Source organism: Candidatus Paceibacterota bacterium, from assembly GCA_041661265.1.
GTDB lineage: Bacteria > Patescibacteriota > Minisyncoccia > JAHIHE01 > JAGLIN01 > JBAZUT01.
In genome coordinates this window covers 19785-45101 of record JBAZUT010000010.1, presented here as the reverse complement: position 1 = coordinate 45101, position 25317 = coordinate 19785, and the positions used below count along the sequence as shown (strand labels likewise).

Annotated in this window: 27 protein-coding genes and 1 tRNA gene; 21 read left to right on the top strand and 7 right to left on the bottom strand. The window is 42.8% G+C overall.

The window, feature by feature from the left end:
* Positions 1-2 precede the first annotated feature (2 nt).
* From WC788_07190 to gatB, 13 genes are all read left to right on the top strand, one after another.
* Entirely contained in the window at positions 3-353 is a 351-nt protein-coding gene (locus WC788_07190; GenBank protein ID MFA6097381.1) for a hypothetical protein, read from the top strand.
* A gap of 136 nt (positions 354-489) precedes the next feature.
* On the top strand, positions 490-816 hold the full coding sequence (locus WC788_07185) for a hypothetical protein (protein MFA6097380.1): 327 nt from the start codon (positions 490-492) through the stop codon (positions 814-816).
* 161 nt (positions 817-977) lie between these two features.
* Complete coding sequence (uvrB, locus tag WC788_07180) at positions 978-2942, top strand: excinuclease ABC subunit UvrB (protein ID MFA6097379.1); 1965 nt, start codon at positions 978-980, stop codon at positions 2940-2942.
* Positions 2943-3027: 85 nt separating this feature from the next.
* Entirely contained in the window at positions 3028-4155 is a 1128-nt protein-coding gene (gene dnaJ, locus WC788_07175; GenBank protein MFA6097378.1) for a molecular chaperone DnaJ, read from the top strand.
* A 237-nt stretch (positions 4156-4392) separates the two neighbouring features.
* Positions 4393-6294, top strand: coding sequence for a thrombospondin type 3 repeat-containing protein (locus tag WC788_07170; protein ID MFA6097377.1), 1902 nt, complete (start codon positions 4393-4395; stop codon positions 6292-6294).
* Between the two features lie 62 nt (positions 6295-6356).
* Positions 6357-7136, top strand: a complete 780-nt coding sequence (locus WC788_07165; GenBank protein MFA6097376.1) for a slipin family protein — start codon at positions 6357-6359, stop codon at positions 7134-7136.
* Between the two features lie 193 nt (positions 7137-7329).
* Positions 7330-7402, top strand: a tRNA-Lys gene (locus tag WC788_07160).
* A gap of 52 nt (positions 7403-7454) precedes the next feature.
* Entirely contained in the window at positions 7455-7643 is a 189-nt protein-coding gene (locus WC788_07155; GenBank protein ID MFA6097375.1) for a hypothetical protein, read from the top strand.
* 101 nt (positions 7644-7744) lie between these two features.
* Positions 7745-8374, top strand: coding sequence for a hypothetical protein (locus tag WC788_07150; GenBank protein MFA6097374.1), 630 nt, complete (start codon positions 7745-7747; stop codon positions 8372-8374).
* 112 nt (positions 8375-8486) lie between these two features.
* The gene (gene argS / locus WC788_07145; GenBank protein ID MFA6097373.1) at positions 8487-10232 is read left to right on the top strand and encodes an arginine--tRNA ligase; all 1746 of its coding nucleotides are present in this window, start codon (positions 8487-8489) and stop codon (positions 10230-10232) included.
* A gap of 524 nt (positions 10233-10756) precedes the next feature.
* Positions 10757-12577, top strand: a complete 1821-nt coding sequence (gene aspS, locus WC788_07140) for an aspartate--tRNA ligase (GenBank protein ID MFA6097372.1) — start codon at positions 10757-10759, stop codon at positions 12575-12577.
* Positions 12578-12660: 83 nt separating this feature from the next.
* Positions 12661-12990, top strand: a complete 330-nt coding sequence (locus WC788_07135) for a hypothetical protein (GenBank protein ID MFA6097371.1) — start codon at positions 12661-12663, stop codon at positions 12988-12990.
* A gap of 96 nt (positions 12991-13086) precedes the next feature.
* Complete coding sequence (gene gatB / locus WC788_07130) at positions 13087-14562, top strand: Asp-tRNA(Asn)/Glu-tRNA(Gln) amidotransferase subunit GatB (GenBank protein ID MFA6097370.1); 1476 nt, start codon at positions 13087-13089, stop codon at positions 14560-14562.
* A 148-nt stretch (positions 14563-14710) separates the two neighbouring features.
* Here gatB and miaA read toward each other — a convergent pair whose 3' ends face one another.
* Entirely contained in the window at positions 14711-15700 is a 990-nt protein-coding gene (miaA, locus tag WC788_07125; protein MFA6097369.1) for a tRNA (adenosine(37)-N6)-dimethylallyltransferase MiaA, read from the bottom strand.
* A gap of 45 nt (positions 15701-15745) precedes the next feature.
* Between miaA and WC788_07120 the strand changes: the two genes are divergently transcribed.
* From WC788_07120 to WC788_07095, 6 genes are all read left to right on the top strand, one after another.
* Positions 15746-15931, top strand: a complete 186-nt coding sequence (locus tag WC788_07120) for a hypothetical protein (GenBank protein MFA6097368.1) — start codon at positions 15746-15748, stop codon at positions 15929-15931.
* A gap of 164 nt (positions 15932-16095) precedes the next feature.
* Complete coding sequence (locus tag WC788_07115) at positions 16096-16428, top strand: hypothetical protein (GenBank protein ID MFA6097367.1); 333 nt, start codon at positions 16096-16098, stop codon at positions 16426-16428.
* Between the two features lie 103 nt (positions 16429-16531).
* Positions 16532-16816 carry a hypothetical protein gene (locus tag WC788_07110; GenBank protein ID MFA6097366.1) on the top strand — a complete coding sequence of 95 codons (285 nt, stop codon included), beginning with the start codon at positions 16532-16534 and terminating at the stop codon, positions 16814-16816.
* A gap of 3 nt (positions 16817-16819) precedes the next feature.
* A complete protein-coding gene (locus WC788_07105) occupies positions 16820-16972 on the top strand; it encodes a hypothetical protein (protein ID MFA6097365.1) in 153 nt (50 codons plus the stop codon).
* Positions 16973-17093: 121 nt separating this feature from the next.
* Positions 17094-17621, top strand: coding sequence for a transposase (locus WC788_07100; protein ID MFA6097364.1), 528 nt, complete (start codon positions 17094-17096; stop codon positions 17619-17621).
* A 109-nt stretch (positions 17622-17730) separates the two neighbouring features.
* Positions 17731-18042: a hypothetical protein gene (locus WC788_07095; GenBank protein ID MFA6097363.1), complete on the top strand. Its 312-nt coding sequence runs from the start codon at positions 17731-17733 to the stop codon at positions 18040-18042.
* Between the two features lie 667 nt (positions 18043-18709).
* Here WC788_07095 and WC788_07090 read toward each other — a convergent pair.
* The 5 genes from WC788_07090 to thrS form a co-directional block, all read right to left on the bottom strand.
* Entirely contained in the window at positions 18710-20116 is a 1407-nt protein-coding gene (locus tag WC788_07090) for a MiaB/RimO family radical SAM methylthiotransferase (protein ID MFA6097362.1), read from the bottom strand.
* Positions 20117-20345: 229 nt separating this feature from the next.
* A complete protein-coding gene (locus WC788_07085) occupies positions 20346-20588 on the bottom strand; it encodes a hypothetical protein (protein MFA6097361.1) in 243 nt (80 codons plus the stop codon).
* A gap of 23 nt (positions 20589-20611) precedes the next feature.
* Entirely contained in the window at positions 20612-21142 is a 531-nt protein-coding gene (locus WC788_07080; protein ID MFA6097360.1) for a metal-dependent hydrolase, read from the bottom strand.
* Positions 21143-21180: 38 nt separating this feature from the next.
* On the bottom strand, positions 21181-21345 hold the full coding sequence (locus WC788_07075) for a hypothetical protein (GenBank protein ID MFA6097359.1): 165 nt from the start codon (positions 21343-21345) through the stop codon (positions 21181-21183).
* A gap of 113 nt (positions 21346-21458) precedes the next feature.
* Positions 21459-23234 carry a threonine--tRNA ligase gene (thrS, locus tag WC788_07070; protein ID MFA6097358.1) on the bottom strand — a complete coding sequence of 592 codons (1776 nt, stop codon included), beginning with the start codon at positions 23232-23234 and terminating at the stop codon, positions 21459-21461.
* 120 nt (positions 23235-23354) lie between these two features.
* Between thrS and WC788_07065 the strand changes: the two genes are divergently transcribed.
* Positions 23355-23606, top strand: coding sequence for a hypothetical protein (locus WC788_07065; GenBank protein MFA6097357.1), 252 nt, complete (start codon positions 23355-23357; stop codon positions 23604-23606).
* 402 nt (positions 23607-24008) lie between these two features.
* Here the strand turns inward: WC788_07065 and WC788_07060 are convergent, their stop codons facing one another.
* On the bottom strand, positions 24009-24698 hold the full coding sequence (locus tag WC788_07060) for a hypothetical protein (protein ID MFA6097356.1): 690 nt from the start codon (positions 24696-24698) through the stop codon (positions 24009-24011).
* A 134-nt stretch (positions 24699-24832) separates the two neighbouring features.
* Between WC788_07060 and WC788_07055 the strand changes: the two genes are divergently transcribed.
* Positions 24833-25294, top strand: a complete 462-nt coding sequence (locus WC788_07055) for a hypothetical protein (GenBank protein ID MFA6097355.1) — start codon at positions 24833-24835, stop codon at positions 25292-25294.
* The last annotated feature ends 23 nt before the right edge of the window (positions 25295-25317 follow it).

Here is a 25317-nt window from a genome sequence, read left to right as displayed (position 1 = left end):
AAATGGAAAATGAATTTATGGGAATATTTAGAGCGGCCAAAAAAAACTTTGAGGTTTTCGGACCTTTGGGAGTAACTGCGGAAGATCATAAAGGCATCGGAAGCACGCCTCCGGAAATACTGGAGAAAAATCCGGGAAAAACGGAATCGGAACTGATGACGGATGAAGATATCGAGCGGTGGCTGAAAGAGAAGAAAGATGAACTGAAAAAGTTTTCGGCCAAAGAATATCTGGATAATACGTTTGCGCAAAGCTATCTGCCTACGCTTAAGGAGGAAATAAAAACTACGATCGATTTCCTCCGGTCCATAAAAAGACTGCCTGAAAAATTCCGGGATTGGAGAATCGAATAAACGGATGGGCCTCAAGCCGTCCTTTTTCTTTTAATTCGCAAGGTTCCGTGGAAACATTAAGTGCGTTTGCGTATTGACGGATTCGGAATTGTGCATTATTATATAAAGCTGTGGAAAAGATCCACGGGAGGCATATATGGAAAAGAAAAGAATATTGATAATTTTATGTCTGCTGGCGGTCATAGCACTATTGGCAGGATGTGTCCAAAATGGGACTAATGATGTGGCTGACGGCAAAAGCGATGAACCGTCATATAGAATAATCGAGGATAGCGGCAGTTCTTTCATTTTAATACAGGTCACAGATTCGAGGCCGGATAACAGTCTGGCGTTACATCAGGGATTGCAGGAACTTGAACGGAGAGGTTATGATATTGTGGACTGGAAGCCGAATGCCGGTACGGCAAATGGCGATCAGCGATCCAATCCGACGGCGTCTTATGAGGTCAGAGTGAAAAGATGAATTTATATGTAGCTTAAAAGCTGCATTTTTTTGTCTCCGTGTTAATTAGTATCTGATGAAATAGTTATATAAACTGTCATTGACAGGCAGAAGTGGTAATATTCTATCAGGAACTAATTATCGGCATTGAGGCTTGGAATAGTATGTGATATGATTTAAATATGGATAAATTCAAATTAAGATCGAAATTCAGGCCTGCAGGAGACCAGCCTCAGGCCATTGAAAAATTGACGGCCGGCGTCAGGAAGGGGTTCAAAAACCAGACGCTTTTGGGCGTGACCGGATCCGGAAAAACCTTCACGGTCGCGAATGTGATTGAAAACGTCCAGAAGCCTACGCTGGTTATCGCGCACAATAAAACTTTGGCGGCACAGCTTGTAAGCGAGTTTAGGGAATTTTTTCCGCACAACGCCGTGGAATATTTCGTTTCATATTACGATTACTATCAGCCCGAGGCCTATCTTGCCACAACGGATACATATATAGAAAAGGAAGCCCAGATCAATGAAGAGATCGACAAATTGAGGCATAAGGCGACGAGCGAGCTTATGTCTCGTAGGGATGTCATTGTCGTCGCTTCGGTTTCCTGTATATACGGATTGGGATCTCCTGAGGCATATAAAAACGAGGTGATGTTCCTGAATGCCGGCGGGCATTTTGACAGGGAAAAGCTGATCGCGAATCTTGTCGGGATGTACTACTCCAGAAGTGAGGTTCTTTCGCGCGGAAAATTCAGGATTCACGGGGAAGTTCTTGAGATCGTTCCGCCCGGAGATGAAGTTGCGTTCAGGATCGAAATGGAATCGGGTGTCATAAAGAAGATCATTGAATATGAGCTCCTTACAAGAAAGAAAGTTGCGGATCATCGCGACATTCTCGTGTATCCCGCAAAGCATTTTGTCGTGGAAGGCGGACTTCTCAAGTCGGCTCTGGGGGAGATCGAAGAAGAATTGCGCGAAAGGCTGTCTGTTTTTGAAAAAGAAGGAAAGCTTCTTGAGGCGGAAAGGCTGGAGCGCAGGACGAAATATGACCTTGAAATGATACGCGAGATCGGATATTGCAGCGGGATCGAGAACTATTCGAGATATCTCACGGGAAGGAAAAGAGGCGAGGCCCCATATACCTTGATGGACTATTTCCCAAAGGACTATCTTGTCGTGATCGATGAGTCGCACGTGACCGTTCCGCAGATCGGAGCGATGTATGAAGGGGACAAGGCGAGAAAAACATCGCTCATAGAAAACGGTTTCCGGCTTCCTTCAGCATATGATAACAGGCCTTTGAAGTTTGAAGAGTTCCGCGAAAAGGTCAGTCAGGCTGTATTTGTTTCGGCCACTCCGGCGCAATATGAAAAAAGGATGTCAGACGAGATCGTTGAGCAGATCGTCAGGCCGACGGGGCTTGTCGATCCGGCGATCGAGGTGCGGCCGCTGGAGGATCAGGTGGACGATCTTGCGCGGGAAATAAAAATAAGGGCCGAGAAGAAGGAGCGTATTCTTGTTACGACTCTCACAAAAAGAATGGCGGAAGACCTGGATCAATATTTGCAAGAGCTTGGGATCAATTCCAAATATCTCCATAGCGAGGTGGAAACACTGGACAGGATCAGGATCCTGGAAGAGCTCAGGCGCGGAAAATTCGATTGTCTGGTCGGAGTCAATCTTCTTCGCGAAGGACTTGATCTTCCCGAAGTTACCCTGGTCGGGATCCTTGATGCCGACAAAGAGGGGTTCCTTCGAAGCGAGACATCGCTTATTCAGACTATCGGAAGAGCTGCAAGGAATGTTTCGGGAAAAGTTATCATGTATGCGGATGTCGTGACAGGATCGATGAAAAAAGCCATCAGTGAAACTGACAGGAGAAGAACGGCACAGGTGGCCTATAACAAAAAGCATGGCATCACTCCTGCAACGATCAAGAAAAAAATAAAAAGCATAGTGGACCATGAGATCAAGCCCGAAGTTCCGGCGGAGTATCTGAAGATCGAGAGTTTTGAAGACATTCCCGAGCTGATCAGGATCAAGGAGGCGGAGATGAGGGAGTTTGCGAAGAACCTGAAATTTGAAGAAGCGGCGATCGCAAGGGATGAAATGATCCAATTGAAAAAATTGATGCGTTCCAAATAACGGAAATTACAAAAAAATCTTGTTTTTTCGCTCAGATTGTGGTAAACTTACGATCAGTTAACATTAATATAAAATTCATTCACATATGGCAAATAAGGATTATTATGATGCTCTCGGCGTTTCAAAGAACGCGACGGACGATGAGATAAAAAAGGCATATAGAAGGCTCGCGCTGAAGCATCATCCCGACAAAGAAGGTGGAAATGAGGCGAAATTCAAAGAGATAAATGAAGCATATCAGGTGCTTTCGGATAAGCAAAAAAGATCTCAATATGATCAGTTCGGTTCGACATTCGATCAGGCCGGAGCGGGCCAGGGCGCAGGCTTTGGAGGGTTTGATTTTTCGGGTTTTTCGAATGCGTTTCGCGGCGGCCAGGGCGGGATCAAATTCGAATTCGGCGATGAGGGAGGGGGTTTCGGCGATATTTTTGGCGACCTGTTCGGGCAGAAAGGTCAGGGAACGAGAGAACAGAAGAGAGGAAATGATGTTTCTGTGGATCTGGATATCGACCTTGAAGATGCGGCCACCGGAATCGAGAGGGAGATCAGTATATTCATATCTTCACTATGCAAAAAATGCAAAGGAACGGGCGCTGAAGAAGGAAGCGAGGTCAAGACATGCAAGAGGTGTTCCGGCCAGGGATATGTGAAAAAAGAAAAACGGACAGTGTTCGGATATTTTTCGCAGATGGAGGCATGCGAGGACTGCGGCGGAGAGGGGACCAGGACGGAAAAGCCATGCAAAAAATGCGGCGGAGACGGAAGAGTGAAAGACACCAAAACGATCAAGGTGAAGATACCGGCAGGGATCGCAAGCGGCCAGACGATCAGGCTTTCGGGACAGGGGGAGGCGGGTCCGCGGCCGGGAAACGGAAAGTCAATTTATGGAGATCTTTATATAACGGTCCATGTGAAGCCCAGTGAAAAATTTGAAAGAAAAGGAGATAATATTTTTTATAGGCTGGTCATCAATTATTCACAGGCAGTTCTGGGATCTCAGGTGGAAATACCGACTTTATACGGGAAACTGAAGCTGAAGATTCCGGCGGGCATCCAGTCCGGAAAGATAGTCAAGCTCTCCGAGAAGGGAATAGTCCATCTTGAGGGCAGGGGAAAGGGCGACATGTTCGTTACGGTGCAGGTCAATACGCCGGATCGGCTTTCAAAGAAACAAAAGCAGCTTATTGAAGAACTTGGAAGAGAGGGTTTGTGATTTGCGGCAATTTTTGTTATAATATAAAAAATGAAATATGCTTCCGTTTGGATGGGGTGTATATGTGAATACAGAGATCGATAAGAAAAAAATGGTCCGTGTGTTTTTTGTGAAATGACGTGTTTTGATAGTTGCGGCCAGCGGAAATATGCGAGATTCTTGGGGCGTAGGTTTATGCCGGCCGCGCATGTGTATAACTGTTCAGTAATACAAATATATAATTTATAACAAATTAACATGGAAAACAAAAATAAGAACAGTGCAAATGCAAATCCGGTTCCGGGCGCGTTTGTTGTCCCGAAACTTGATCCAAAGAACGAGATCGTGAGCGGTCCCGAGGAGAAACTGATATCAGAATCGAATAAAGATGGAATAAGCATGAACGCGGTTGCCGGCGGAAGCATCGGATCGAGAATAAATCAAAGAAATAACGTTCCAAGGCAAGAAGGAGTTTCGGGCAAGGCGATACCCGTTACGGAAAAGTCCAAAACCGAATTCAAAGAAAATGAAACACCCTATGGTTCTTTTGACCGGACTGCCGCATATGGCAAAAGTGATCTGAAAAAGAAGAATAAATTGCCGATAATATTGATCATTGCGGTTTTGTTTATGGTTTCTGCGATCGCTGCGGCTGTATTCTTTTTCAAACCGGAAAATGTCCTGGTCAAAAGGGAGGGTCCTCAGGATATAATCCAATCTTCCATAAATGCAATGAGAGGGCTGAAGACATATACTTCAAACGGAAATGTTAATCTTGTATATGACACGGTCACGGAACAGACAGGAAGCTATAAATACGATCTGAATGTCGGTCTAAGCGGCAAAACCGATGCAAGTGATATTGAAAATGCCAAGAGCGAGGCGAACATGAAGATCAAATTGGAAATGACGGGAGAGGCCGGTGGTGAGGATTATTCATTGGAGCTAGAAGGCAGATCTTTTGGAGCGAAAGAAGCATACTACAGGATCAATGCTCTGGATCTCGGAATAATGGGAATGATCCTTGGACCGCAAGTCAATACATATAAAGGGAAGTGGTATCTTTTGGATATGGAGGAGCTGAAAAAGATGCCCGGATATAACGAAGAGGAGGGTTTGGCATATGAAAACTACAATATAGGCAAGCTGATGGATATAGTGAATAAGTACGAAATTTTCAAATTCAAAGAGGATCTGGGCGATCAGAAGATCAATGATGCCGATGTATATCATTACAAGACAGGTTTGGATGGAATGGCTGTAATGTATATGTATATGGATATGCTGAAAGAAATGGCGTCGAACTATAAAGGTGCGAACTTGGAAGAGATGCAATCAAGCCTGGAAAAAATGAAAAAAGATGTCGAAGGAAATTATAAAGACCTGATAAATGAAGGATTCCAGAATATCGAATCCGAGATCTGGATCGGCAAAACAGACAGGCTGATCTATAGGATAACCATGAAAGGCAATTTCAATGAACAATATATCAAAAAATTCACGGATGCTACGTTCGGTTCCGCAAGAGCTAAGGCCGAGGATGCGAAAACGAAATCGGAAGTTGCACAAGTGAGAACTGGTCTTGAAATATATTTCGACGATAACAATAGCAGTTATGAGAATTATAAGCTTCCCGTATATTCAGATCTCAAACCGGAGAATGTGAGGTCAAGCCAGGATGCTTATGTGATATGGTCGGATCTTTCCGGCGTGGAAGATAAATGGTGTTCTGACTCAACCGGGAGATCCGGATATTCCCTGGAAGAAATTGCCGGATATGAGTGTCCTGAATTCTTGACCAATTCTCCTATTGGCGCAGACAAGAAGCCTGAACCGGGCACTGAAGAACCGGGTGATTCGGATGTCAAAATGAATGTAGGCTTCAATGCCGATATCTCGTATAGCGAATTCAATCAGCCGGTCAATATTGAAAAACCGGAAGGAGCGGCTAATTTTTTCAAAGAACTGAATGGCGGGTCGTTCTTCGGCGAGGGCGGCAGCGCAGGCCTCGATTCGGACAAGGATGGCCTTGATAACTATATGGAGAGTTACTATAAAACAGATCCCAATGATCCGGATACGGATAGGGATGGATACAGCGATGGGGATGAGGTTCAGAATGGATATGATCCGGCAAAACCGGGAAGCGCAAAACTTTAGTCCGGGGCTTTGGAATATGCACGGCGAAAGTCTTTTAATAATTAATACTTAAATATAAAAATATGATAGCGGAATTATTGGGAGTGCTGTTTTTCTGGCTCGCGATCGGCCTTATTATGATCGTTGTAATAAGCATAAGACAGATCAATGAATATGAGCGTGGAATAAGATTCAGATTCGGGAAATTCATGGATACGATGGCGCCGGGCTGGAGGATCGTGTGGCCGATCATTGATTCATATCAGAAGGTCGATATCAGGGTTAAGGTCGTTGATGTGCCGGATCAGGATGCGATCACAAAAGACAACGTTTCAGTGAATGTCAATGCCGTTCTATATTATCAGGTTACGGATGCGACATCGGCTGTCATCAAGGTTGAGTATTTCGAATATGCGGTCTCTCAGCTCGCTCAAACGACCATGAGGGATATCGTCGGCGAGGTGTCTCTTGATGAGCTTCTGTCCAACAGAGACGCCATTTCGCACAGGATCCAGGAAATGGTGGATAAGGCGACGGATATTTGGGGGATTAAGATCGTTTCGGTCGACCTGAAACATATTGAACTTCCGGAAGACATGAAAAGGGTCATTGCAAAACAGGCGGAGGCTGAAAGGGAAAAGAGGGCGGTTATCATCAAGGCTGAAGGAGAGGTTGTGGCTGCAGACAATATGGCCAAAGCAGCAAGCATTCTTGCCAGTTCACCCGGAGCATTGCATCTCAGGACTTTGCAATCGATCAACGATGTAAGTTCGGACCAGTCGAATACTATTATATTTGCGATACCTCTTGAAGTATTGAGAGCTTTTGAAAGCGCAGGCAAGTATTTGGACAATAAGAAGTAGAAACATATGGCACATTTGTAATGCAAGGCTAAGGGTAGCCCTAGTCTTGCATTGTTTGTGATATTGTGATATAAAGGATAGGTGTAATTAACTTAAAACTTATAACCCAAAACTTATAACAAAACAGATGACCTTGTTTACGTATTTTTGCTGACAGTCATAAGTTACATGGTTAATGGTTAGAAGTTTTTATGGGTCGGTAGCTCAGGTGGTAGAGCAACAGCCTTTTAAGCTGATGGTCGTGGGTTCGAGTCCCACCCGACCCACTGATTTGAAACCGGATCTTGAAGTTTCAAATACAAACATGGAGGTGAGAGAATGGGTTTTATAAAATACTTAGTGCAAATGAGGATAAGTGCGATTGTGATATTGATCTTGTTTGGAATATTGACGTTGTTCTCGCATGATGCAATATCGGTCTATGTCGCGAGTCGCGCGGTATTACTTATTGCTATAGTAATAGTTATAATCTCCTTATTTTCCGATTCGAAGAATGAACCTGTATAAAAGGTTCTTTTTTTATGAAGAAATATGTACTTGACACAAAGCGCATATTGTGATACTAATATGACAGTATTGGAATGTATATTTAAAAGGAGGAACGAAACTTGAACAAGCAAAAATTGCCTGAATTGGTTGTAATCATGCTTTTAGCCGCTCTTGCGGTTGCGGCATGGATGTATTGGCCCGAAGATAAGGGTTCTGTAGAAGTGAGTTTTGACGAGAACTGGAAGATGGGATCATCTGAAATGGAAGTGATCAGGGCATATCATGATCCATGTTTGTTTTGCGCTCCGAGAGATGGCGCTGCGCCCTCAATTAATTTTATATACGATGGCGTAAACTATTCGACTTCGCGCAAAGAAACGAGCAGGATATTCGTAAAGCCGGAACAGGTGCCGAAGGATGCATTGTATGCAAATATAAAGAACAGTTCGCAGCTATATCAGGGCTTATTCGTTGCGGCAAGGCCCATGGACATGTATCCCAATAGCGTTATTGCAGCGATATACGTGATGGTGGATGGAAAGAACGTGTATTATTTTATTGAAGAGGTCTATGATCCGGGATGGGCTTATGAACTGTCTCTTAAACCCGATAATTCGGGAAAAACCATAGTCGAGCACAGCCTTAAGCTTCTGTCCATGATGATGTATTCCCTGACTTTTCTTTTGGTTGGATTCGTGTTAAGTATCATTGGCTATCATACTGCAGAGAAAATGACCAAGAATCGATAAAATCGGTTCTTTTTTCAAATCATACACTTAAAAGTCATGCGCGAAAACTACAGAGTTTATCGGCAAAAAAAGCAACATTGAAAATCCCCGGATATTATGCTATTGTGTATATATGCTAAAGAACGACATTAAGAAGATAGTAAATGAAGCTATATCAAGTGTATATACAGGCTTGGACGGCCTTGTTTTTGTCGTGGAATATCCGAAGAAAAAAGAATTCGGCGATTATGCGACGAATGCGGCAATTGTTGTTTCAAAGCGCATGGGGAAAAATCCCATGGAGATCGCAAACGAATTGGCGCTGAAGATAAGCGAGATCGACAAGGAGAAGAAGGTTATCGAAAGAACCGAAGTCGCTGCTCCGGGTTTCGTGAATTTCCATGTATCGGAAAAATACCTGATCGATAATCTTGAAAGAATCCTGAAAGAAAAAGAACGATATGGGTCTTCGAATATCGGGAAGAATAAAGTCGTTGTCATAGATTATTCTGCGGTGAATATCGCCAAGCCGATGCATGTGGGACATCTCAGGTCAACTATAATCGGCCAGGCCATATATAATATATATAAGAATCTCGGATATAGCGTCGTGGGAGACAATCATACGGGGGACTGGGGGACTCAATTCGGCAAGCTCATCTATGCCTATAAATATTGGGGCGATAAAAAGAAGATAAAGGAAGAGCCGGTCGAGGAAATGACCAGGCTTTATGTGAGGTTTCATAAGGAAACGGAAATTAACAAGGACCTTGAAGAGTTTGCGCGGAAGGAGACAAAAAAACTTCAGAATCTGGACCACGAGAACATCAAGATATGGAATTTTCTGACGAGGGAAAGCCTGAAGGATTACAATAAGATCTATAAGATCCTGGGTGTAAAATTCGATTATGTCCTGGGTGAGAGTTTCTATAACAACATGCTTGCCGGGATCGTCAAAGAGTGCCGGGAAAAGAAAATAGCCGTGGAAAGCCAGGGAGCTATCATCATAAATCTCGAAAAATTCGGGCTTCCGCCGTTCATCATCAGAAAGAGCGATGGAGCATATCTTTATACAACGACAGATCTTGCAACCGTGAAATACAGAAAAGAAAAATTCAAAGCTGAGAAGGTCGTTTATGTCGTGGCAAATGAGCAGGCTTTGCATTTCAGGCAGCTGTTCTCATCGCTCGAGCTTTTGGGATGGAACAAGAATGTCGTGACTGAGCATGTGAAATTCGGGATGGTGCTCGGCGAGAACGGAAAGAAATTCTCAACCAGGAAAGGGGAGACTGTGAGGCTTGAAGACCTGATAAAGAAGGCCATTGATGCGGCACGCAAGGCTGTGGAAGAGAAGAATCCGAAGCTCAGCATGAAGCAGAAGAAAAAGATCGCAAGAGTCGTAGGGGTCGGAGCATTGAAATATAATGACCTGTCGCAGAACAGGCTTACGGATATAACTTTCAACTGGGAGAAAATGCTGTCGCTTGAGGGAAACAGCGGGCCGTATCTTCAATATGCCTATGCGAGGATCTGTTCGCTGGAAGATAAATTCAACAATATCTACAAGATCGACAGGTTCAATCCGTTTGACAAACCCGATTTCGGCTTGCTGAAGGAGATCTCGGAAAAAGATCTTATACGAAAACTCGTGAAATATCCCGAGATCATTGAAGATGCCGCAAATGAATATGGGCCGCATCTTATCGCGCTTTATCTCTATGAACTTGTTTCTTTCTACAATAATTTTTATAATTCTGTGCCGATACTTAAGGCCGACAGGAAGGCTGCAAAGGCCAGAATAGCTCTTTCCAGGTCAGTTGCGATCGTGATCAGGAGCGGATTGGGCCTTCTTGGAATTGACGTATTGGAAAGGATCTGAGCCTCGGTGCCATGTGTTGACATTGTTTTTGATATTGGATATTATATTCCTAGGGTAGGGATATAACTTTTTTTATACCACCACTCCCACTCCCCCTACCCAATTTTAATCACAACAAACAAACAAACAACAGCAATCGCAAGATGGCATAAAACCAGAAGCCATCTTTTTTCATTGCTATTGACATAGACATTATGTAGGTCTAATATATTTTTGCGGGCAGGGCGCTATCTTCTTTTTGAAACCACCATAATCCCAAAGTGCTCTGCCAGCATATTTTCAGCTGATTCAAATGAAGAGAGAGAAAAAGACAGATGGTCTGATCAAACAGCCATCTTTTTTCTTGGATTGACTTATTTCGGGCATGGGCTATAATTATTTCAGTTAAGGACATAAAGAAGGAATCCGATGATTATGACAACAAACAATAATAATTAAACTTCGCTCTTATTTAATGAGTTGTTTAGACTTGTTAAATGAGAACGGAGTTTTTGTTATATTAAACCAAATTAACCATAAATTTTATGACAATCTACAGAACGCACACATGCGGAGAGCTTGGAAAGGAAAGCGTCGGGAAGCAGGTAACTTTGTGCGGGTGGGTCAACACGAGGCGCGACCACGGCGGGCTCATCTTTGTCGATCTTCGCGACAGATACGGCCTTACGCAGATAACTTTTGATCCTAAGATCTCAAAAGATTCCTGGGGTCTTGCCGAAAAAATAAGAAACGAATTTGTTCTTCGCGTTGAAGGAAAGGTGATCGCGAGACCTTCGGATATGATCAATACAAAGCTGAAAACCGGAGAGATAGAAATTGAAGTGCTCAAGCTTGAAATTTTGTCGGAATCAATGACGCCTCCTTTCGAGATCAACGAGGAGAAGGGCCATGAGGCGAATGAATTGCTGAGGCTTGAATACAGATTTCTGGACCTTCGAAGGCCTACGCTGCAGAAAATGCTTGAGACCAAGGACAGATTTTTCACTCATATCAGGAAATATCTTCATGACAGAGGATTTTTGGAAGTTCAGACGCCGATACTTGCAAATTCATCTCCGGAAGGCGCAAGGGATTTTCTGATCCCTTCAAGGCTTTATCCGGGAAAGTTCTATGCGCTACCTCAGGCGCCGCAGCAATTCAAACAGCTTCTGATGGTCGGGGGACTGGATAAATATTTTCAGATCGCGCCGTGCTTCCGGGACGAAGACCCGAGAATGGACAGGGCATACGGAGAATTCTATCAGCTCGATCTTGAAATGAGCTTTGTCGAACAGGAAGATGTATTCGATCTGATGGAGCCGTTATTCATTGAGATGACGAACAATTTCAGCGGCAAGAAAATGACAGGCCTGGACCCCAGCGGACGGTTCAGAAGGATAACATGGAAAGAGTCTATGGATAAATACGGCACGGATAAGCCGGACCTTCGGTTCGATCTTGAGATCATGCCGATCACCGATATGGTGAAGGGGTGTGGTTTTTCCGTTTTTTCGAAAGTTGCCGAGAATAAGGGCGTGGTGCATGCGCTGAAGATCGACGGAGGAGCGAAGTTCTCAAGATCGGAGATAGATGAGCTTACGGAGCTTGCAAAGACAAAAGGTGCAAAAGGCCTTGCATACATAATAATAAAACCAAATACCAAAAACCAAGAATCAAAACCCTATGAACTTCAGTCTCCGATAGTAAAGTTCTTGGGTCCGGAACTTTCGAATAAAATTGTTGAGAAGGTCGGAGCCAAGACCGGCGACATCATATTTTTCGGCGCGGACGAATGGAGGACGGTTTGCGCGTCGCTGGGGATCGTCAGGAATGAATGTGCGTCCAAACTCGGCTTGAAAGACAAGTCGAAAGCCGCATGGTGCTGGGTTGTTGACTTTCCGATGTATTCATTTTCGGACATTGTCGAAGGCAAAATAGATTTCGATCATAATCCTTTTTCCATGCCCCAGGGAGGCTTGAAGGCGCTGAAAGAAAAGGATCCTCTGGAAATATTCGCATATCAATATGATGCGATCCTGAATGGTTTTGAAGTGACGAGCGGGGCTATCAGGAATCATGATCCGGAAATAATGTATAAAGCGTTCGAGATCGCGGGATATTCCAAAAAAGACGTGGATGAAAGATTCGGGGCGATGATAAAGGCTTTCCAATACGGGACGCCTCCGCATGGAGGCTGCGCTCCGGGAGTCGACAGAATACTGATGGTGCTTAATGACTGGAACTCGATCAGGGATATCTATGCATTCCCGAAAGACGGAAGGGGCAAGGACCTGATGATGGGAAGCCCGAATGATGCAACGGAACAGCAGCTTCGCGAACTCCATATAAAGCTCAGAAAAACATAGAAAGTTGAAGAAAGAGGCCTCGTATGGGGCTTTTTTTCTTGACTATATGCAAGCCCGTCTATATAATCCCGATAGGTGATCATATGGAGGAAAAAAACAACAAAACCGCATATGTGGTCCAGAAGATCAAGCGAAATGACGGGATTCAGAAAGCCGAGAATATGGTATTTCAACCGTGCGTATTATGCGAAGAAATGGTGCCGGTCATGACCGATAAATGCGAGTGCGGCGGAAATCTGGTGCACGCATGCAGGAGCTCGGCCAAGAAGGAGATCATAGTCAAAAAAAAGACGGAATTCGTTGAAATTAAGAATTTCGCCATAACTCAGCACAGCGATGACACTATTGTTTATTATTTCGAGTGCGAGAAGTGCAAGGAGTTATATTTCAGAAAACTCCGGATATTAAAATAGAAGCGCAGGCCGATCATGGCGCGCTCTTTTTTTATTGATATAATATGATATAATTGGCTCAGGATGATTTAAAACGCTAAATAATAAGCTTTTTTTATGCAATACGAGCCAGTGATCGGGATGGAGGTCCATATAGAGCTGAAAACCAAATCGAAGATGTTTTGTGCGTGCGCGAATAAGCCTGATGAAATAAAGCCGAATAAGAACATTTGTCCCGTGTGCATGGGCCATCCGGGAACGCTCCCGGTCGCGAATAAAGAAGCGATCGAGGATGTCATAAAAACGGGGCTGGCGCTCAATTCTACGATCGCAAAACATTCCAAATTCGACAGGAAGAATTATTTCTATCCGGATCTTCCGAAGGGGTATCAGATCAGCCAGTATGATCTGCCGATCGCCAAGGGCGGATATTTGGAGCTCGACAGGAAAAGGATAGATATAACCAGGATACATCTTGAGGAAGACACGGGGAAACTTCTGCATTCCGAGAAGGGGAACTATTCGCTGGTCGATCTCAACAGGGCAGGAGCGCCGCTTATGGAACTTGTCACGGAGCCGGTCATATATTCATCCGAGGAAGCAAAAGAATTTTGCAAACAATTGCAGCTCATTGTTCAATATCTCGGCGTATCGGACGCTGATATGGAAAAAGGGCACATGAGATGCGAAGTGAACATAAGCTTGCGTCCGGAAGGCCAAAAAGAATTCGGAACAAAGGCGGAGATCAAGAACCTGAATTCATTCAAGGCGGTGGAGAGGTCTATTGAATATGAAATAAAGAGGCAGACGGAAGTTTTGTCGGACGGAGGGAAAGTCGTCCAGGAAACGAGAGGCTGGGATGCGGACAAGCAGGAGACATATTCTCAGAGAAAAAAGGAATCAGCGCATGATTACAGATATTTTCCGGAGCCGGATATTCCTCCGCTGGACCTCTCGAAAGAGGGAGGCGTATTTGATGTTGAAAAGATAAAGGAAAGCATTCCCGAACTTCCGATATATAAAAAGCACAGGTTCATGGACCAATATAGTTTGTCGGATGAAAACGCAAGAATATTCTCGGAAGATGCCGATCTTGCAAATTATTTTGAAGAGATCGCATCTGAACTGAGGGCATGGATACAGGCAAAGGACATAGACGGAACGGTGACCAACAAACTGACGAAGCTTGCGGCGAATTATCTTCTCACGGAGCTTCAGAAGCTCTTATACCTGAATAAAAAACAGGTGGCGGACTGCAAGATAACCGCCGAGAACTTTGCGGAGTTCATAACGATGATCTATGAAGGGAAGATATCTTCAAGCGGAGCGCAGACGATGCTGGCGGAAATGTTTGAAGGGGGGGGTGATCCGTCAAATATTCTGGAGAAAAAGGGGCTTCGGCAGGTCAGTGATGAGGGCGAGATCGAGAAGATCGCCGATCTGGCCATAAAGAATAATCCGAAATCCGTTGCGGATTACGCGAAGGGAAAGGAGAATGCCATAAAGTTCCTGATCGGTCAGGTTATGAAAGAAAGCAAGGGAAAGGCTAATCCGAAAATGGCGGAAGAGATATTGAGAAAGAAGCTTAAATAGACATGAGTTGGCAGTTTATTTCGATGGATAAAAGGCAGGAAGTGTTCCGGGTAATATCCGGTAAAATTTAAAATGCAAAGATCAAAGATCAAAATGGCAGATAAAAATCTAAAATGAATATATCTCTCATATTTTGCATTTTACATTGTCATTTTGATTTTTTAATTTTGCAGTTTGCGTTCAATAGAAATTCATCAATATACTTTTTTGTCTCGGAGAAATTACCTATCCATCTTATTCTATCATCGCGTTTGAACCAGGTCATTTGCCGGCGTGCGTATTGATGCGTGCGGAATTTTATCCTTTGGGACGCTTCGGGGAGTGCAAGTTCTCCGGAAAGATATTGGCCGATCTCTTTATATCCGATTCCGGTCATGGCGGGAAGTTTCACGCTGTATTTTTTTATGAGATGTTTTGTCTCGTCGATAAGCCCATTCTCGATCATATTATCGACTCTGAGGTCGATTTTTTTATAAAGTTTATCACGGTTGATACTGACACCGATCTCCAGGACATTAAAAAGCTGATCGCCTTTGATTTGTTGTGAAGAAAAGGGTTTTCCGGTAATTTTATAGACTTCAAGCGCACGGATGAGTTTTCTTTTGTTGTGTCGACCGATGACCGATGCGGATCTTGGATCGATCTTGTTCAGCATAGAGAAAAGCTTTTCAGTTGACCGCTTCTCGAGAGCGATCCTGATCTTATCATTTGGCGGAGCTTTTGGAATATTGAGATTATCGACGATAGCCCTGATATAGAGTCCTGTTCCTCCGACGAGAATGGGCAATTTGTTTTTTTTGTGGATGTTGCGGATCATTTTTATGGCAGATCGCTTATATTCCGCAACGCTAAAGCTTTTCTTTGGACTGACAAAGTGAAAGAGGTGATGAGGTATATTATTAAGGGTAATTGGTTGGAATGATCTATTTTTGACTTTTGCATTGTCACTTTTATTTTTGATATTTTCATTTTCAATTTGTGCTGGCGATCCCGTTCCGATCACCATTTCCTTATATACTTGCCTTGAATCAGCATTAATTATCTCGCCATCATACTTCTTTGCCAATTTCAATGCCATCTCCGATTTTCCGGAGGCGGTGGGGCCGAGAATGACGATGAGCGGTTTCAGTGTTGACATGGATCGTAGTTGTGATAACTTTATAAAAAGGAGGCTTTCAAAATCATGAAGCAATGTGAAATAAAATTCGTCATAGACGAAACATTATTGGAGATAATAGCAATAAAATTCAAGATTGATCTCTGGAACAAGGAGGAGGCGAACAGGAAACTGGAGGAGTTTGTAAAGGATTATATGAAAATACAAATGAGAGTTACAAGCGACGCTGAGGTGAAGATTACCGATAAATAATAAATTATTACGCTTTGCAGGAAGCGTTTTTTTTGTGCCGCCGGATATTAATATACTAATGGTATATCGGACAATATGCAAATAATTATCGATGCATGGCTAAGATGGACGGACGGATTGACTTAAAAGCGATTATATGGTAGTCTCGTAAAAGGTGATCGGATATGTATTTTTCGACAATAATCATGGTAGTTGCGATCCTGGTTCTGCTTATGATGCCGGTTGTCTTTGCCTTGATGAGCGCAATGATCCGGATAAATATGAAGAACGACGAGAGATCGAAAGAGGAGGAGAAAAAGGCAAAATCTATTTTTGTGAACGTAGAACTTGCGGCACTTGTGATGCTTATAGCGGGAATATATTTGAAATCAATGCTGGCGGGATCATGGGCGCTTACGTGGATCGTAGCCTTAATAGCCGTAATGTTCATGTTCAATAGAAAGATGAACGAGCCGGAAGCGGAAGTAATAATCAACAATGGAGGCGACACTGCTTAAAATAAAGCAGTTTTTTTATTATCCTACTTTCGAAACTCAGCTTATTTCTTCCAGATTGACAGAAACAGGGAAATGAACTATACATGAGTACGGAGGAAGCAAAATGGATATGAATTTATTGACAATATTTGTCATCAGTCTGTTTTTGATCGTTGTTTATATTTCAAAAACCAATAGAAACAATCACATAAAGGTTTTGTATGTTGCATCTGGCATGGCATTCGTGATATTGATGATGATCCCTCTTTATAAAGAACAGGTCCTTGAGAAAGGCAATTTCACAAACTTTGCCGTAATGAGCCTTATTTTATCAGGACTTGTTGCATTGGAGGGATTGGAAATATTCGAATTGCTGCCGGATTTTACGGAAAAGCCAAAGGAGGCATGAATAATGAAAGAAGCTGTAATAAAAGTCGCTCTTCAGCCCGGAATAGATGTGCTAACCGAGGAAGAGATCAAAAAATTGATAATGAACGGTACGATCGCCAAGGACCTTTCAATACTTGGCAAAGTTACCGAAGTGTCGATAGGTCAAAAACAATAAGCATCAATAAGATGCTTTTTTAATTTTTATAAAAGGCATGCCTGTTTTCTGCGGATTTGATATAATATAAATATTAAATATAAAGAGAGTAAACGCTGTTCAAATAAATAAAATAACAAATGTGAATCAAAAACATAGAAAGCCAAACAGACTGAAAGAATATGATTATTCGCAGGGCGGATATTATTTTGTGACCATTTGTACTAAGGATAAAACTGATTATTTTGGAAAGATCGAGGATGGGAATGTGTTTTTGAATGAGTATGGGAATATTGTACATGTTCAATGGTTATGGCTTGAGAAACAATATGAATATGTGAAACTAGATGAATTCATTATTATGCCAAATCATTTTCATGGAATTTTAATAATTGAGGATGGGGGTTTTGAATCGGTAGTGACAGGTCGCGACCTGTCACTACAGCCAAAGCGAAAAACCAAGCCATTATCAGGATTGATCGGAGCATTTAAAACCGTATCGTCAAAAATGATCCATAGAAATGGATCATTAGATTTTGCATGGCAACGTTCGTTTTATGACCATATTATACGTAATGAAAGGTCATTAGATGAGATTCGTGAATATATTCAAAATAATCCCATGAGATGGGAATTGGATAGAGGTAATTTGGAAAATTTGCATTTATGAAAGCAATAAGTATAGGGGTTCAAGATTTTGAACCCCTGCGGGCGCTTGACAAGGCGTGGGGGAGGTGATACATGTTAATCAGAGACAAATACATGGAGGAATACAAAAAATGCCGGTAAACATAATGACACAGGATCAAGAACTAAAAAAAGAGCAAGAGAAATTACGAAAAGATATCGAATTCTATAAACCAAGGGTTTACGAATTTTTGAGAAACAACTTGGGAGTGGCTTATAGTCAACAAGAGTTGGAAGACGAGTTATCAATAGACGGTAGGATTATTGCATACTGCTTAAAAACCGACGAAAGAATAAATACAACTTATTACGCAAAATTAGCCTTTGTCGGAATTATATTGCAGAATAAAGATGGCAAGAGATCCATCATATCTCCCAAAGAGGATGAAGGAAGAAAATCTTGATATTTTAAGAAATATCCCCGAGAATAAGCAGTGTATTCGGTTTACTGGAAAGAATACATACAAGCATAAGCTTGTTTTTTTATAGTAGTAAATACTAAAAAAATGGTTGCGACCCGTCCTTACAAAAATGCAATAAAGTTTAGATTTATATGATATCGATTAAATGTGACGTTGTCATCCCTGAAACAAGTTCAGGGCAGGCTCAGAATTTATTTCAGGATCTTCCCGCAAGAACTATTGTTTGTATATTTAGTTCTTGTTGAAAAAGTCCCAATATCGCATGTCATTGCGAGGTTCAGCAGAACCGCGGCAATCCCGATACTATGCAAATTATGCGTTATTATACAGATTTATTCGGCATAGTCTTGGGATTGCTTCGTCTCCGCCGGCTGGCGGATTCTCGCAAGCTTCAGATTATTTTTTATATATAAAAATTGAAAATTGGTCATTGAAAATTGATTACACATTCTAAATTCACACACCGCTGGCCCCTGCCTACCGGCCCGCTTCGCCATAGGCTGACAGCGAGGCGAGTAAGCTCAGGATGACATGGTTTGGGATGACATTTCGGGATGTATGCAAAAATTAAAAATTTAGACATTTAAAATTGATTGCACATTCTAAATTCACACACCCCCACCCCTCTCAAGAGGGGATTTATACTTTTTTACGATGTCAGTTTTCCTTCTAATCCCCATGAGTCGGCGATGGCGATCTTGATGGAGATGAAATTGCCGCATAGCATTTTGAAACTGTTGTGATATTCTTCGGCGCTTTGCTCCATCTCGGGAGGGCAAGCCAAAGAGATCCTCACGTTTTTGAAAGTGCGCGATCTGCCATAGATATATTTGTCATCGACTTTTTCAACCAAAACATCGATGGTTTTGCCTATATATCTTTTATTGTTCGCGAGCGCAGTCTTTTCCAGTATTTTTGTCAGTACTTTTTCCCTGCGTTTTTTCTCTTCCAGGGGAACATCATTTGGCAGTTTCGCGCTAGCGGTGCCTTCGCGGGGGGAGTATTTGTTGATATAGACCATGTCAAATCTGGCCTTTTTCATAACATCAGCCGTTCGCATGAATTGTTTCTTTGTTTCACCGGGAAAGCCGATGATCACGTCTGTTGTAATGGCGGCGCCCGGCATATATATCCTGATGAGATCGGTGAGTGCGAGGAAATGTTTTGCGGTATATTTCCTGTTCATTTTTGAAAGGATATCATCGTCTCCGGACTGGAGCGCAAGGTGCATATATTCCGTGCACTTATCGCATTTCGAAACGGTCCTTATAAGTTCTTCCGTTATATCTTTTGGGTGGCTGGTCAGGAATCTGATCCAGAAGTCACCCGGGATGTTGTTGATCATTCGCAGTAAGGCGGGAAAATCAATTGTTTCGTCGTCACATTGTTCTATTTCTTCGATTATGAAATTCCCACTTTCGACTTTCGACTTTCCCTGCCTGCCGGCAGGCAGGGGACTTTCGACTTTGCCGCAGTAGCTGTTCACATTCTGTCCCAGAAGGATTATCTCTTTGAATCCCTTTTCAACCAGTGCGGATATTTCACTGATTATTTCCTCGACCGGTCTTGAATATTCGCGGCCTCTGGTGTATGGAACGACGCAATATGAGCAGAAATTGTTGCATCCTGTCATGATCGGAACATAGGCCGTGATCTTGCTCTGGTGTTTTGAATCTATATTGAAATAGCTTTCCATGCCGGACAATCTGTCTTTGTCGATCGCTATGCCAAGCCGCTCAAATATTCTGTCGATTTCTTTTATATCTATCACAAGATCGAACATGCCCTTGAACTTATTCTTGTCTTTTTCCAGGACACAGCCGGTTATGACGGTTTTGAAATCCGGTTTATGCTTTTTGATCTTGTTATATTTTTTCATATTTCCGAATATGCGGTCAATGGCAGTTTGCCTTACGGAGCAGATGTTGAGCACGACAAGATCAGCTTCGGATTCTTCGGATGCTTTTTCCATGTGCGCTGATTCCAGAAGCGCCGAAATCCTTTCGGAATCCGACTTGTTCATCTGGCAGCCATAGGTTTTTATGTAGTATTTCATGTGTATCGGTAATAATCTTTGCTAAAAGTCCGTTGTAGAAACTGTCATTCCCGACTTGATCGGGAATCCAGTTAGCATAAAATGCCGTTTCTATTCTAGATTCCTGCTGAAGCTTATCCCGTACCTCGATACGGGATGGGAATGACAAATTCATAGGTTAAGATTTTGAGGGCATTCTAAAAGCAATAAAGCAACAATAGCAAAAAAAAGAGATTCAATCAAGAATCCTTTAGTTAATGGAAAGAACTTTTGTTCCCGGTCCATAGCACAGCTTATTTTCTTTATCAATGAGATAAACGCTGCCCTTTATTATTTTGAGATGTCCAAAAACCGTTTTGGGCTTTCCTCTGATCTTCAGCGTGGTTTTTATATATAATTTTTCTTTTGCTGCCACGATCAGGCCGTTCCACCAGACCGGAAACTCGCTTATTTTCAACAAGTATTTTCTTGGTTGCGGTATAAACAATTGCATTCCTCCGAAGCCATATTATCCCGTTATTCGGTTTTGGTCAATGGCTTTGGTCTGAATATTTGAAGTAGGGCGCGGGAGTTTGCATAGAAGAATGCGAGAAGAACAATGGCATCAAGGGCTTCGAAGGTGTTGCCAAAAGGCACGAGGAACAGAAAGTGGATCTTGTATGTCGCGCTGCTGAAAGGATAGAACCAGGCAATGCCTTCTCTTGCGCCTCCGCCTAGAGCATAGTCCAAAACCAGGTGGACCAATATGCCGAAGAAAAAAATAGAGAAAGCGTCAGATATGTTCTTTTTATGAAAAGCATTGAATACAGCAGAGACGGATAAAAAAATCAGTGCAAAGAGAAGTGTGTGAGTCACGGTTCCGTGCGCAAAAACAAGCCCGACAGAGCGCAAAAACCACGCTAGTGGGATATCTATGTCCGGGAGAAGCGAGCCGAAAGCCGCCAGGAAGACAAAATATTTCTGATTCTCGCCGTTCTTGGAAAATTTCTCGCCAAAATGTCCGATCAGGGATGTTGTCGCGATGATGTGCGTGGCTGCAAGCGGCATATTTTGAAAATTAATTTAAAAAAAGAAATTGAGCAAGTTTATATTTCAATTTCTATGTTCGGATCATTGTATATTTTGTTATCAATGACTAATGTGATGCTGTCTGCGATTTGTTTTGTTATTCCCATGATCACTCTCCATTCACCTTCTATTTTTGCTAATCCGCAAATTGTTACATTTACAGGCACATCTTCTAGTCTCATTTTCTCTCCTCTTTGTTGCTTTGGCTTATATCATTTTATGTCCAAGTCAGGACTTTGTCAACACTAAAAAAGTCCTATTTATGCATAAATAGGACTTTTCGGGGGAAAGCGGATCAGCTTTTTCGCTGTGAAATGTTTTCTTTCAGTTCTTTGATAAAATCAGCGGAAGATCTTGTTTCTATGACCCGGGAACCCCGCGAGCGGACCGCAACAGAGTTGCTCTCAGCTTCTTTGTCGCCGACTACGAGCATATATGGCGTTTTTTGTTTTTCGGCTTCGCGTATCTTTTTGCCGATGCTTTCATTGCTGTCATCCACCTCGGCGCGGATATCTTCATTTATGAGCAGGGAGCGGATCTTATTCGCATAGTCGATGTGCTTTTCGCTAGATACGGGGAGTATTTTGACTTGGATGGGGGATAGCCAAACCGGAAATGCGCCTGCAAAATGTTCGATCAATAAAGCCATAAATCTTTCATATGAACCCAGAACTGCGCGATGAACCATGACCGGATGTTTTTCTGTTCCATCCTTGTCGACATATGTCAGGTTGAATTTTTTAGGGGTGGCAAAATCGACTTGAACCGTCGGAATTTGAACTTCTTTGCCCATTGCATCTTTGAACATAAAATCCAATTTGGGACCATAGAGCGCAGCCTCTCCTTCGCATCGTTTCGCATTCAAACCCAGTTCGTCGGAAACAACCTGGAGCATCTTTTCACATAGATCCCAATCTTCCGTTTCTCCGATGTATTTTTCAGGATGAGCGTAATCGCGGACCGAAAGAGATACCCAATGATTGCCCCAAAGCCCTAAAGCGGAATAAAAATCTTTTATGATGTTGACCAGGCCGATTATTTCACTTTTAACCTGGTCGGGCCTGCAGAAAGTGTGTCCATCTTCCACTGTTATGGCATATACTCTGTTCAGGCCGCCGACTTCGCCGGTCTTTTCTGCGCGATATTGTTTTTCGGATTCCATATATCGGATCGGCAAATCTCTGTAAGATCTGGGTCTTGATGCATATATCTGCGTCTGATGAGGGCATTGGACCGGCTTCATGACAAAATCATGCTCAGCTTCCGATGAAACATGGAACAATTCCTTTCCGAATTTTTTTGCATGTCCGGAAATTTCATATAGATCGATCTTGGTCAGATGAGGCGTCATGACTTTTTGAAAACCGTAATTGCGGCAAACTTTTTCAATATGTTTTTGAAGTTCTTCTTTGATAATTGTTCCCTTCGGTGTGAACAAGGGCAATCCGGCTCCCACAAGATTGGAAAAACAGAACAGGTCCAGTTCCTTTCCGAGCTTGCGGTGGTCTCTTTTTTCGGCTTCCTGCAGCTGTTTCAGATATTGCGCAAGATCGTTTTTGTTCCCAAATGCAACTCCATAGATCCTTTGAAGCATTTTGTTCTTTTCGTTGCCTCGCCAATAGGCTCCCGCGATCTTCATGAGCTTGAACGATCTCTGGTCGATCTCTCCGGTCGAATCGATGTGCGGGCCCCGGCACAGGTCGACGAATTCGCCGGACTTGTATAGTGAAACTTCTTTTTCATTCGCTTCGCCGGAAAGGATCTCGAGCTTATAGTCCTGTTTCGCTTTTTTGAAAAGTTCAATGGCCCTTTCGCGGGCGACGACCGTTTTTTCAAAAGGATAATTTTTTTTCATGATTTCTTTCATTTTATCCTCGAGTATCGGAAGATCTTCGGGAATGAGAGTGCGGGGAAGTTCGAAGTCATAGTAGAAGCCGTTCTCGATGTTCGGGCCGACGCCGAATTTTGTTTCGGGAAACATCTCAAGCACTGCGCTTGCAAGGATGTGCGCGAGGGAATGGCGCATTATTTCAATGCTGACCTCTTTGCTCATTTGCGGTTTTTTGTTCATAAATATAAATTATTAGTTAAAAATATCAATATCGGGTTTTTATCAACATTCCGTCGATATGTTTCGTTTGACAAAAATCATATATATCGTAAACTCTGATTAGCCAAATGGGAGGCAAATATGTTCAAGACGATAGAAGAAGCACATGCGGAATACAGAATAATGTTGAAGGAATATATCCGGAATATGGATAAAATGAAAGCTATGTACAGGAACAGCGATGTTTTAGGCTGGGGCAGGCAGGATTACGAATATGTGATGGGATGGTCGGCAACATTCAAGGCGATGGAAAAAGTGCTCGGTTTCACGGAGAAAGAAACAAAGGACATCGAAGATGAAGTGTCGGAGGAGATCGAAAAAGAAGGAAAATAGAACACAAGCGGCTATGAGAATAGCCTCTTTTTTTGACTTTCCGGAAGTTGGATCGATCCGAATTGTCTATAATTAAAAAAGCACTAATTCATAGTACTTCAGGGCCCAAAACAACCTATAACTCATAACTTATGACCTAAAACAAGGATAAACGTTATTCGTTATAAGTCATCGGTTCTAAGTTGTCGTGGACGGTTCCACCTGCGTTCATGTCCTTAAGATTTATGAGGGACATATCTTTCTAATTGTCCGGAAGCTTAGTTCGGACCTTGTCCGGGATCCTCCTTGCGGGGAAAACAGTTGGTGGCTGTTTCAATCGCTTCCGAATCAAGTCTATATTAAAATACAAAATATGTCAAAAAAATACGGGCTATGGTTATAGCACCGCTTAAGCATGATTGTTCAGTCCATTCCGGGGATCTTAAATCCCAAACTTCCGGCAAATGATTCTCTCATTGAAGTCATTGCCTTGATCAGCGCTTCGGGGTCTTGTTGCGCAAGGTTGACAAAGTCACTGATTATTTCCTTTTTTGACTTTTTTGCGCTTCCTGCCTGCGCTGCAACGTGGGTTGTCGGAAAACTCAAGGAGATGTTTTGAGGACGTCCGAGCCGTGTTTTGATCAGCTCAATGGCTTCTTTTTTGGTTAATCCCTTTTTCTTGTAGCATTCAATCTCATTTGCGATCAGTTCGGCGTTGAGCTCATTCATTTTTTTATGAGCTTCCAGCGTTGTTTGAGCAGCCTCTATTCTGGCATTTTCGATATAAGCGTATATATCAATAACTGAATCCTTTACCAGAACATCTATGATCGGCCTTATGATGCCGACAACTTCGCTTCTCAGTTTTCCGATCTCCGGTGATGCGGTCTCGGCGGATTCGCCGATCGTATCCAGCAATTCATGCAGTGCTGCGAGATACGCATCTGCGTCGTCGTTTTCCTTTGCCTGTTCAACTGCTGTGATCTTTTCCGAAATACGTTCTCCATTGATCCCGAGCGCCTCGAGAATGCTCTCAATGAAGGCCATATTGCCCATTAATCCTCCTGCTCTACATCCATCTTTTCTTTCTTGACTTGTGTTTTCATCTTCCATGTATATTGCCTCCTGCTTTTAGGCTTGATCATAGTAACAGAATAAATGGATTTGTCAAGAATTGTGCGATATGTTTCTTGAAATGTTGACAATACCGGGATTAAACATTAGATTTCCAGTATGGAGGCAAATATATGATCGAAGAAATAAGGCCGGAATTCGGGCCATCGGGGATCGGGCCGAAATGGTGGCATCCGCATGGAATAAAAATGATCATGGCAAAAAGGCAAAAAAAGGGCCATCTGATCATGGAAAGCGGCGCTGCGCATCTGGAAATTTCAAAAAATTCAGGTGGAGGCTGCACTGCTGATTGGAGAATCAGACATACCATGTCATCGGTCGTCAACGGAAGCATATTTATGACGGAAAAAGAATTCAAACAGGCGTTCGGCATAAGCGAGCAAACGGATGAATTCGGTGATGAGATACTGGCTGAATATGGAGGATCATCTGCGAGAACCGGAGTGTTCATAAGATATCAGGATTGGCTTAATCTACCCTGTCCGGGAACCGGACATGACGGCGATCCGAATATATCGCTGAAACTGACCGAAGAAATAAAAAAAGAAGCGAAAAGCTTCATAGACGGGAACTGACGAGTTCCTTCTTTTTAATGTCC